The sequence below is a fragment of the uncultured Devosia sp. genome (assembly GCF_913055165.1).
Classification (GTDB): domain Bacteria; phylum Pseudomonadota; class Alphaproteobacteria; order Rhizobiales; family Devosiaceae; genus Devosia.
Genome location: NZ_CAJXJS010000004.1, coordinates 107,110 through 116,994 on the forward strand (window position 1 = coordinate 107,110; position 9,885 = coordinate 116,994).

General features: G+C 60.4%; 10 protein-coding genes. 2 read left to right on the forward strand and 8 right to left on the reverse strand.

The genetic code is table 11. From position 1 onward, the window contains the following. Positions 1–510: 510 nt before the first annotated feature. The 5 genes from QZ564_RS02900 to QZ564_RS02920 all read right to left on the reverse strand — a co-directional run bounded on the left by QZ564_RS02900 (position 511) and on the right by QZ564_RS02920 (position 5,350). Complete coding sequence (locus tag QZ564_RS02900; RefSeq protein ID WP_297104306.1) at positions 511–1,485, reverse strand: hypothetical protein; 975 nt, start codon at positions 1,483–1,485, stop codon at positions 511–513. Next, positions 1,485–2,189, reverse strand: coding sequence for a hypothetical protein (locus QZ564_RS02905; RefSeq protein WP_297104310.1), 705 nt, complete (start codon positions 2,187–2,189; stop codon positions 1,485–1,487). Before QZ564_RS02905 ends, QZ564_RS02900 begins: the two co-directional genes overlap by 1 nt. Positions 2,190–2,263: 74 nt before the next feature. Next, positions 2,264–2,899: a hypothetical protein gene (locus QZ564_RS02910; RefSeq protein ID WP_297104312.1), complete on the reverse strand. Its 636-nt coding sequence runs from the start codon at positions 2,897–2,899 to the stop codon at positions 2,264–2,266. A gap of 85 nt (positions 2,900–2,984) precedes the next feature. Continuing rightward, positions 2,985–4,439 carry a tyrosine-type recombinase/integrase gene (locus tag QZ564_RS02915; protein ID WP_297104315.1) on the reverse strand — a complete coding sequence of 485 codons (1,455 nt, stop codon included), beginning with the start codon at positions 4,437–4,439 and terminating at the stop codon, positions 2,985–2,987. Positions 4,440–4,582: 143 nt separating this feature from the next. Beyond that, on the reverse strand, positions 4,583–5,350 hold the full coding sequence (locus QZ564_RS02920; RefSeq protein WP_297104317.1) for a FadR/GntR family transcriptional regulator: 768 nt from the start codon (positions 5,348–5,350) through the stop codon (positions 4,583–4,585). A gap of 151 nt (positions 5,351–5,501) precedes the next feature. Between QZ564_RS02920 and QZ564_RS02925 the strand changes: the two genes are divergently transcribed. After that, positions 5,502–6,890: a M20/M25/M40 family metallo-hydrolase gene (locus QZ564_RS02925; RefSeq protein WP_297104319.1), complete on the forward strand. Its 1,389-nt coding sequence runs from the start codon at positions 5,502–5,504 to the stop codon at positions 6,888–6,890. Positions 6,891–6,978: 88 nt separating this feature from the next. Here the strand turns inward: QZ564_RS02925 and QZ564_RS02930 are convergent, their stop codons facing one another. From QZ564_RS02930 to deoD, 3 genes are read right to left on the reverse strand one after another with little or no spacing between them, the layout of a single operon-like run. After that, a complete protein-coding gene (locus tag QZ564_RS02930; RefSeq protein WP_297104330.1) occupies positions 6,979–7,335 on the reverse strand; it encodes a DUF1304 domain-containing protein in 357 nt (118 codons plus the stop codon). 50 nt (positions 7,336–7,385) lie between these two features. After that, on the reverse strand, positions 7,386–8,021 hold the full coding sequence (locus QZ564_RS02935) for a hypothetical protein (RefSeq protein WP_297104322.1): 636 nt from the start codon (positions 8,019–8,021) through the stop codon (positions 7,386–7,388). After that, positions 8,021–8,734: a purine-nucleoside phosphorylase gene (gene deoD / locus QZ564_RS02940; RefSeq protein ID WP_297104324.1), complete on the reverse strand. Its 714-nt coding sequence runs from the start codon at positions 8,732–8,734 to the stop codon at positions 8,021–8,023. Before deoD ends, QZ564_RS02935 begins: the two co-directional genes overlap by 1 nt. A 160-nt stretch (positions 8,735–8,894) precedes the next feature. Here deoD and argC point away from each other — a divergent pair, with 160 nt between their 5' ends. Beyond that, on the forward strand, positions 8,895–9,848 hold the full coding sequence (gene argC, locus QZ564_RS02945; RefSeq protein ID WP_297104327.1) for an N-acetyl-gamma-glutamyl-phosphate reductase: 954 nt from the start codon (positions 8,895–8,897) through the stop codon (positions 9,846–9,848). The last annotated feature ends 37 nt before the right edge of the window (positions 9,849–9,885 follow it).

A 9,885-nucleotide genomic window follows, 5' to 3' on the forward strand; every position in this document is an offset into this window, starting at 1 on the left:
ATCGCTCAAGTCTTTCTCGACGATCTCCATCCTTTCGGTCGCGGCCACGGCGAAGCCAGGCCCTCCTGTAGGGCCGAAAACGATGGGTTCCGAGTACGTTGTCGAAGTGTTTTCACTGGCTCCCGCCGACTAGTCGGCGCGACGACACTTCGTGCTTCCCTTGTCGATGGTGGAAAGCCGTGCGGACGTTGCACCAGGTGTCGGTAACCCTATAAACGTCGACAGCTGGAAAATGCCTTGCGATACGGGCGGCGGCTTACTAAATTGGAGTAGAGCCCTCCGGCACAGAAATAAGGAGAGAGTTATCCTAATTCCTCGGGAGACCCGCAATGCGGTGACTCGGGCGGTGGCGAAAGCTGTCGGGTCCGCTTCCCTTTCGGGAGAACAAGTCGGGTCAAAGCTCTAACGAGCAGCGACTTTGATTGGTGACGGTTGATCATCAACCGAGTGGCCGTAGATGAAGATAACTCATTGATTAAAGGGCGAGCCTAAAAACTCGCCCTTTAAGATTCATGTCGGTCGCACCACGTCATTGGTGTAAAGGTTGGCGTGGGTGCCCGAGACGTTGATCGTCCCTACTTCGGAACACTCGAAGGGCTCGTTGGCCAAGTCCTTATTACGCTCGTATTGCACGTCGTGCTGAAAGCCCGACAAGACCGGCGTGCCGAAACGGTAAAGTCCTTCGAGAAGCCGGCGGAGATCTTCGGCAGGAACCTTCACCTCAGGCTGTAACTGCCGCGTAGGCCCATGAAGCCCGTGTGAAGAGTTCGCGAAAACTAGGCCTCGGTCGTCGACGTGGAAGTGCTTACGATTGCCTCCGACACGCGCGTAAAACCGTCCCAGATTTTCCTTGGTGTACTTCTTCGAGGCTAGCCCCGCGCCCACTTCAGGCCATCCCAACCTCCCATATACAGCCGCCTCGAACTGGGTTGAGAGATAGCCCTTGTCCGGCAAAATGTAGTTTCTCGAGGGAAGAAGCAGCACTTCGTCAGGCCGCTTCGCCTCGATACGCAAGCGCACGTCCTTCGCTGTTCCTTCGTTCGTACCCTCGATGGCTTTCATGAAGGCCGGCACAACGGTATCGATGTTGAAACGCCAAGATTTCCCGCTCTTCCAGTCGCTTTTCGCATCTACCGGAACGGGGAATGTCGAGAAGCCAAAGGCGGTAAGCAGATCGTTGCTGGTGGGCGAATCCACGTAGCAAAGCAAGATTCTGCTCGGTCGTGGGACGGTGCTACCGGAGCTCTTGTCTCGCTGGACTTCCGCAAAATCACACGCATCCCGCAAGAGGCTGAGGGTTGCTCTTCCGTCGGAGTACATCGTCCCGTCATTTTCCGCGAATGGGAAAGCCTTCACCCTCCAACCGCTTAACCGGTTTTGGAGTGTGGCTGCTGCCGGATTGGCGGTTGCCAATGGCAATCCGGCAAGCAAGATCAGGCCGAGAGTGCTCGGCCCCGCGACCGGGCTCGTTTTCGTTTTCGGCATCAGGGGTGCTTCAGTAAGATCTCGATGATGTCCAGGGGAATCTTGATCTTGGATTTCATCGCCTCGTCCTGTGCCCCCATCAAGCGTGTGAGGGCGTTGGCCTGATGCGTGCTTTGGGTCGGGGAGCCTGATGGAGCAAAATTCACCTCGTTGGCCCAAAGCGAATAATTGGCCCACAAGGCCTGCAACTCGCCGTCCGAAGCATTCTCGAGCCTCAAACCCGGATGCCGGTATTTCTCGTCGAGCAGAACCATTCCGAAGGGGATGGCTTGTTCCGGCTCCAACTTGAGGTAGCGATAGGGAGGCTCGGTACTAACCGCGACTTTTTCCCCCTGCTCGGTCTTCACGCAAAATGCCACTCGCAAGGGGAACGGCAGTCGCAAGAACGAGGACGCGGCCAGCTGTCTGCCTGTCGACCGTTGCGCCAGCTCTTCCGTAACGCGCTTAACCCGGTCGACGGGGGCAATCGCTTCCTGCCCGACCAGTCCACTGATCTTGATGACTTCCAAGCGATTTCCAACGGCACGTACGGCGTTACTCAGGCTGCCGAAACGCTGTACCAGTTCCGCTCGCAGCTCTCGGTGAGTTTGACCGAATTTCGACATCAATAGAGGTGCGTCGGTAGTTTCGTAGTATGTTGTTGCTACGTCCACCAACTCATCGAGCCACATCTGATCGGCGGCATTGTTTTCCATACCCGTCATCGCGGCGCCTTCGACTGTTGCATATCAGCTCGTACTTACTGCCGGTGGGTTGCTACAAGTTAAATCTGCACCAGTTACCAAAACCTCCACCAGGGGTCCTCCTGGTATGGCGCAAATGGTTCGGGGCATGGGACGGAGAAGTCCCGATTTGCACCACTCAAAGCCCTGCCGCCCGTTTCTCCCAGCATATCGACGACACAGGCCCGTATCGACAGGTAACTGTAGAGGGACCTGAATGCATCTGGAGGTGCGTCGTTGAAGAAGTCGGAAGAAAACCGGAAAATCGGCACGACATCTCCCACTTTCAGGATCGAAAGGGGCTGGGTGAAGCTCGCTTGGGTTTCGAACAACCGGTCAGCCAGTTCCGGAGCGGTTTCGTAAAGCGCCGCACCAACGGCGTCCGAAATCTCCGACGCTATCAAATGCGGCTGATCCGTTTCGTCGAGCGACCATGTAAAATCGCCCACCGCAAAGTCGAGATGGTAGATCTTGCCGGGACCGAAACCGAGATTCTCGATGGCTATGAGGTGGTTTTCGACGTCATGGACGATGCGGACAAGCGGCGCGCGCGCCAACCGATTGGCACGCTCGATTTCGCGGTGTCCGGCCCAGGTGAAGATGAGCGACAATGCCGCAATAAAGAGCGCGCAAAGCGCGGTTATCGGCTCCCAGTTCTCCTTAAGCCAAACCCATTGTGACGATTTGCGCATCCTGACCCCCGTGTGTGACGCACGCGCCGGAAACTCAATGGATCCCGGCGCCGTACCCTATGCTGGAATTCATTTTCTGCGATGGTTAGGACCGAGGCGTCACGGCCTCGGGTTCAAAAATCGGCGAGCCATCCAACGGAGGAAGCTTTACCTTACGGATCGCCTTGCGTGCGGCGATCATTTCGGGGCCCTCCGAATAGTGACCGAGAGTCATGCCCTTGCGGGCGTGACCTACGATCGCCGAAATTAATGGGTCGGGCGTTCCCGCACGCTCGCTTTTCGTGATGAACCAGCGGCGCCAAGAATGGAAATTCACCCGCGACCTTCGCTTGCCAACAACCACTTCGTCGACCCCAAGCTTGCGCCGGTATGTGGTGAACTGCTTGCTCGCCGCGAAACTCCGTTCACGTTGTGGATTTTCCGGAGTGGGATACTCGGGGAACAAACTGTCCGTACCCTGCTTGCCTTCGAGCCGCCGCTCAAGGATTCCCTTCAAGTCAGGATGGATGGGGATGAATCGCACTCCCGGCTCGCGCTTCTGCGGTTTGAAGCGGAAGCACTTACCTTCGATGATATCGTCAGCTCTCAAGTCAACGACTGCGTCCAGCCGTGCTCCGGTCAATGCGGCGATCATCATCACGTCCTTGAGGGCCTGATTGCATTCACCCATGAGGAGCTTTGCCGCTTCAGTTTCGGTGAACGGGCGTTCCTTGTCGCTGTTCTTGGCAGTCGGCATATGCACCTTCCCCTTTTCCCAAGGGTTGTCCTCGATCGTTTGCTGGGAAAGGGCGTAGTCAAAGTACAGCTTGAGCCGGGACACGTATTTTTTACTGGTTCGCGCAGCCAGGCCCTTGCTCGTTTCAAGATACGAGATGAAAGCCGCCACCACCCACCGGTCGACCTTGCGGATATCGTCGCCAACACCCTGCTCTATACAAAAGGCTGCCAGCATGACCAAGGCGCGGTCATGATCCCCTTCGGTTCGCGGAGACACTTTCAGCCGATGTTTTTTGTAGTCGGCGTCCAACTTGCCGATGGGAATTCCGCCATGGAATGCAATATCCATGAACTGGCTGGCGAGCTGCTCGCGCTCCTTGTCATAGATCGCAATCGGGGTTCCGGCATCGCTTTCCTGCTTCTCTTCGGTTTCCCAGGCGTTCACCCGTTCATATCGAACCGGTGCTCCAAGGATTTCTATCACCCGATTTCCCAGGTACTCCCCAGCCAGTTTTTCATGGACGTCTGCCGGATGTTTAGCCAAGGTTTCGGCAATCTCGGCGGCTTCCTTGAAAATGCGCAACCGCTCGCCCTTGCTGGCCGCCTTGCCGTCGAGCTCGAAATCCCGGATCTGCTTTTTGAGCTTGGCCAGCACGCCCCATTTGAGCTCATTGGCGACGGCGAGGCTGTCGGTCCCCAAGGAGAGTTTAACCTTGGTTTTGCCCATGGCTTTCCGAAGGTGGGTGGGCACGCTGAGGGTGACCCGCCACTTTCCGTTGTGCTGCTCGAGAAAGCTCTTGTCGGTTGCCGAAGATCGGTTCATTGCCGTCACCAAAGATTTAGGGAAAGTACCCCACCGTGTACCCCAAAATGGTACCCTCAAACCCTTGGAATACGGGCATCTCATTAAGAAGTAATGTGAAAAATCCTTTGGGAGAGCGCGCCCGCTCAGCTCCACCATTTTTCCTATCCCTCTTTTTCCATCCGTCCCGCAGCGCGGTCGAAGCCCTGCGAAATGGCGTCGCGCATGGCCAGGCGCGCGGCATGGGCATCGCCATCGCGGATGGCCTCGGCAATGCGCCGGTGCACGCCCACGGTGACGGCCAGCGCAGCCGGATCATTGACCGGCGAAGAGATCGTGAAAGCCGCTGTCAGCGCCATTTCCACCAGGGCGCTGATCGAGGCCATGAACGGGTTGCCCGAGGCCTTGGCCACCAGATGGTGGAATTCGAGATCGTGACGGGCGAAATCGGCGGGCGTTTCCGAGCCTGCCATCTTGTCGACACAGGCAATCATGGCTGCGGCGTCTTCGGGGCGGCACCGCTCGGCCGCCAGGGCCGCCGCCTCGATCTCGATGCCGATGCGCACCTCGGCCAGGCTGCGCAGGAAACTCACCTCTGGCCCGAGCTCGAAAAACCAGGCCAGCACATCGGCATCGAACAGGTTCCAGCGATTGCGCGGCAGGACCCGCGTGCCGATACGCGCCCGTGCCTCGATCAGCCCCTTGGCCGCCAGGGTCTTGAGGGCTTCGCGCAGAACCGTGCGCGACACCCCGAAACGGTCGAGCAATTCACTGTCGGAGGGGAGGATTTCGCCTTCCGCGAAGCGGCCCGAGACAATGGCGAGACCCAGTTCCCACAAGACGTCCGAATGCAGGTTGCGCGCCAAATTGCGCCCCGACAGCGAGGCAATCAGATCGCCCGAATGTCGCGCGCGTCCACCCGACCTGTCCATGCCCACTCCCGTCACCTGTTGCGCGGAAAGACCTAACCACAGCTCAATTAGTATGACAATAACACCGTTCCCCGTGCCACTGGACAGTGCCGGGCGCGGCGCGCCATGGTGCGCCACCCGACCCTCCGGATTCGCAATCAAGGACCAGCAAATGACCAGCCCGGCCACCATCGACACCGTACTCACCGCCGTCGATCAGGGGCTCGATCAAAGCCTGGAGCGCCTGTTTCACCTGTTGCGCATCAAATCTATTTCCACTGATCCGGCCTATGCGTCAGAATGCCGGAAGGCTGCCGGCTGGCTTGCCGGCGAGCTTGACGCGCTGGGCTTTTCCGCTTCGGCGCGTCCCACGCCCGGACATCCCGTCGTGGTCGCCCATGGCCCCGAACAGGCCGGCCCGCATGTGTTGTTCTACGCTCATTATGATGTGCAGCCGGTCGATCCGCTCAATCTTTGGGATACCGACCCCTTCGAGCCGCAGATTCGCGAGAAGGACGGCCGCAAGGTAATCGTCGCCCGCGGCGCCTCGGACGACAAGGGCCAGATGCTGACCTTCATCGAAGCCTGCCGCGCCTGGAAGGCGGCCACCGGATCGCTGCCCATCCGCATCTCGATGATGCTGGAAGGCGAGGAGGAAAGCGGCGGCAAGAATCTGCCACCCTTCATGGCCGAGCACGCCGAGGAGCTGAAGGCCGATATCGCGCTGGTCTGCGACACCGATATGTGGGATCGCCAGACGCCCTCGATCACCACCATGCTGCGCGGCCTCGTCGCCGACGAGATCGAGATCACGGCTGCCAATAAGGACCTGCATTCAGGCATGTTCGGCAATGCGGCCCGCAACCCCAATCAGGTGCTGGCCGAGATCATCGCCAGCCTGCGCGCGCCCGACGGTTCGGTCACCCTGCCCGGCTTTTATGACGACGTGGCGGAAATCTCCCCCGACCTCAAGGCCCAATGGGCGGGCCTCGGCTTCGATGAAAAGGCCTTTCTGGGCGAAGCGGGCCTGTCCGTCCCCGCCGGCGAGCAGGATCGCAGCGTGCTCGAAATGCTCTGGGCGCGCCCCACTTGCGAAATCAACGGCATGATCGGCGGCTATACCGGCGACGGCTTCAAGACCGTCATTCCCGCCAAAGCCAGTGCCAAGATCTCGTTCCGCCTGGTTTCAGGTCAGGACCCCGACAAGATCCGCAAGGCCTTCCGGGCTCATGTGGAAAGCATGATCCCGCCCGACTGCAGCGTGAAGTTTACCCCCCATGGCGGTTCGCCCGCCATCACCGTGCCGGCGGATGGCGAGCATCTGCGTCGCGCACTCAAGGGGCTCTCTGATGAGTGGAACAAGCCTGCAGTGATCACCGGGTCGGGCGGCTCCATCCCAGTCGCTGGCGACTTCAAGCGCATTCTGGGCCTTGATACCCTGCTGATCGGCTTTGCCCATGTCGATGACCAGATCCACTCACCCAATGAGAAGTATGATCTGGAGAGCTTCCATCGCGGCATCCGCAGCTGGGTGCGGGTGCTGGGTGCGCTGGCACAGTAAGTTTGACGAGAGGTCACCCCAGCCTCAATCCCTCCCCAGCAAGGGGAGGGAGGGGCAGGACTGCAGGTCCAGTGCGGAAGATAGGGTGTCAGGCCAGCATCACCGCGATGATCGCGATCACTGCTGGCACTGTCTGGATGAACAGGATCTTCCGGCTGGACGTTACCGCGCCCACGATTCCCGCCACGGCCACACAGGCGAGGAAGAAGATCTGGATCTGCCAGGCAAAGGCCGGGTCCGGATGCACCAGACCCCAGATCAGGCCCGCTGCGAGGAAGCCGTTATAGGCGCCCTGATTGATCGCCAGCACTTTGGTCTGCCGCGCGAAGTCCGGCTTGAGCCGGAAGGCCTTGTGGCCGCGCGGCGTGTCCCACCAGACCATTTCGAGCAGCACGATATAGAGATGGATAAGGGCCACCAGCCCCACCAGGATCATTGCAATCAGAGCCAAACCGGCCTCCGTTATCTTCGTTTCCGGAACGCCCCGAAAAGCAACTATCCATTGAGTTTGCGCAAGAGCTTTTCCATGCGCTCGCGCTTGGCCCGCTGGGTTATGCCCGCAAGCCGCTCCCGGATCGTCCTGATCAGGCCCGGCTTCGCCTCCGGCGTCACCACGCTGGCCGTTTCCTCCGCATAGGTGGGAAACTGGTTGGGAGCTGCAGTCTTCAACCGTTCGACCAGGATAGGCACGGCCTTGTCCGCATAGCCGGCCCGCGCCAGCTTGGTCAGGATGGACGTGCAGCGATCCTTGGCGATCACCGAGCCACGATCGGCCGCCTCGATGATCTGGGGCAATTCGGCGGCGATCTGCTCGGCCCGCAAGGCCGCCACGCTGTCCAGCGCCTGCATGGCACCCCAGACCTGCCGGTTGGTACGGCTGCCCAGCGCTTCGAGAAACACGCCGCAATAACCCACGATCAATTCGGGCTTTCGAGCGCCGATCTCGTAGAGCACCTTGATTGCGTCATTACGCTGGCGCGTGGTGCCAGAACCGATCAGGGCGATCAATTCGCTGACGGCGGCACTGTCCCCTGCGGCGGCAATTTCCTCGGCAAGGGCGATATTGGGTGCCTCGTCACGCCGGTCCATGGAGCCGGACAGCCGGTCTGCGACGGAGAAAGATTTCGCCATCAGACCTCCACCGCTACGTCGAGCGCCAGTTCCACCATGTCCTTGAGCGAGGTCTGCCGGGCTTCGGCGTCGATCTCTTCGTGGGTGATCAGGCAATCGGTCATGGTGCAGATGGTCAGCGCCTTCACCCCGAACCGTGCCGCCAGCGTATAGAGCGCCGCCGCTTCCATCTCGACGCCGATGACCCCGTGATCGGGCAGCTTGTCGTAACCGGCAAACCCGTCGGCATGATAGAAGATGTCCGAGGACAGCATATTGCCCGCGTGATAGCGCAGCCCCTTGGCATCAGCCTTGTCGGCCGCCGCGCGCAAGAGGCCAAAATCGGCGATGGGGGCGAAATTGAAGGCGCCAAAGCGGCCCTTGACGATGGACGAGTCGGTCGAGGCTGCCTGCGCCAGCACCACATCGCGCACCTTGACCTTGGTATTGAGCCCGCCGCAGGTGCCCACGCGAATGAGCGATTTGACGCCATAGGTGTTGATCAGCTCATGCACATAGATAGCCAGCGATGGCTGGCCCATGCCCGAGGCCTGCACCGAGACCGGCTTGCCCTTCCAGGTGCCGGTGTAGCCCAGGCAATTGCGCACGGAATTGACGAGCTTCGGCGCCTCGAAAAAGGTCTCGGCGATCCATTTGGCCCGCAGCGGATCGCCAGGCAGCAACACCGCTTCGGCATAGTCGCCCGGCTTGGCGTGATTGTGCGGCGTAGTCATCTGGCCTCTCCCGGTTTTGTCCGTTTGGTCAAATCATTGCCACCCGTCCGGGATCATGACAATCCCGGATCAGGAACCACCTGTCCGCTCATGCGCTATTTTCTTGACGCGCAGCCCGCCCGGCCCCATGTACCGCGCGTCCGAAAACGGAGGATGAGAGATGGTCGCAAAGATTTTCATCGATGGCGAAGCGGGTACCACGGGTCTGCAGATCCGCGAGCGCCTCAGCGCACGCCGCGACCTTGAAGTCATCTCCATCGCCCATGACAAGCGCAAGGATTTGGACGAGCGCAAGCGCCTGCTCAACGCAGCCGATGTCGCTATTTTGTGCCTGCCCGACGACGCCGCCAGGGAAAGCGTTGCGCTGATCGAGAACGACACGACCCGCGTCATCGACGCTTCGACCGCCCACCGGGTTGCCGAGGGCTGGGCCTATGGTTTTGCCGAAATGGATGTCGGCCAGACCGAGGAAATCAGGAAGGCGCGCTATGTCACCAATCCCGGCTGCTGGCCGCAGGGCCTGATCGCCGCCGCCCGCCCCCTGGTCGAGGCGCGTCTGCTGCCGGGCGACTATCCGCTCTCCTATCACGGCATTTCCGGCTATACCGGCGGCGGCCGCCAGATGGTCGAGGAATATCAGGCCCTGGGCGACAAGGCCAGCCAGTACATGCCCTATGCCCTGACCTTCCAGCACAAGCACCTGCCGGAAATGGCCCACTACGCCAAGCTCAACCGCGCCCCGCTGTTCGAGCCACTGGTTGGCAATTTCGCGCAGGGCATGTCGACTTCGCTGCCGCTGCATCTCGACATGGTCGCCGATATCCCGACAGGCAAGGATTTGCACGCGGCGCTGAGCGATTTCTACGCTGCCATCCCGGACAGCTTTGTGCGCGTCGCCCCCTATGACCCGACCCTGGGCAAGACCGCCGCCCTCGACCCGCAGATCCACAATGGTACCAACACGCTGACCCTGCATGTCTTCGCCAATGACGATCGCGCCCAGGCCGTGATCTGCGCCGTCTACGACAACCTGGGCAAGGGCGCCTCGGGCGCGGCGGTGCAGAACCTCAACATCATGCTGGGCGTCGGCGCGCGGGAGAGCCTGGCGGCCTGAGGCCGGATAGCGCCGCATCGATCCGCACCCGCTCGGG

Coding starts and splice junctions, on each gene's coding strand:
- QZ564_RS02900 (WP_297104306.1), bottom strand. CDS start 1,485: ATGCCGAAAACGAAAACGAGCCCGGTCGCGGGGCCGAGCACTCTCGGC.
- QZ564_RS02905 (WP_297104310.1), bottom strand. CDS start 2,189: ATGACGGGTATGGAAAACAATGCCGCCGATCAGATGTGGCTCGATGAG.
- QZ564_RS02910 (WP_297104312.1), bottom strand. CDS start 2,899: ATGCGCAAATCGTCACAATGGGTTTGGCTTAAGGAGAACTGGGAGCCG.
- QZ564_RS02915 (WP_297104315.1), bottom strand. CDS start 4,439: ATGAACCGATCTTCGGCAACCGACAAGAGCTTTCTCGAGCAGCACAAC.
- QZ564_RS02920 (WP_297104317.1), bottom strand. CDS start 5,350: ATGGACAGGTCGGGTGGACGCGCGCGACATTCGGGCGATCTGATTGCC.
- QZ564_RS02925 (WP_297104319.1), top strand. CDS start 5,502: ATGACCAGCCCGGCCACCATCGACACCGTACTCACCGCCGTCGATCAG.
- QZ564_RS02935 (WP_297104322.1), bottom strand. CDS start 8,021: ATGGCGAAATCTTTCTCCGTCGCAGACCGGCTGTCCGGCTCCATGGAC.
- deoD (WP_297104324.1), bottom strand. CDS start 8,734: ATGACTACGCCGCACAATCACGCCAAGCCGGGCGACTATGCCGAAGCG.
- argC (WP_297104327.1), top strand. CDS start 8,895: ATGGTCGCAAAGATTTTCATCGATGGCGAAGCGGGTACCACGGGTCTG.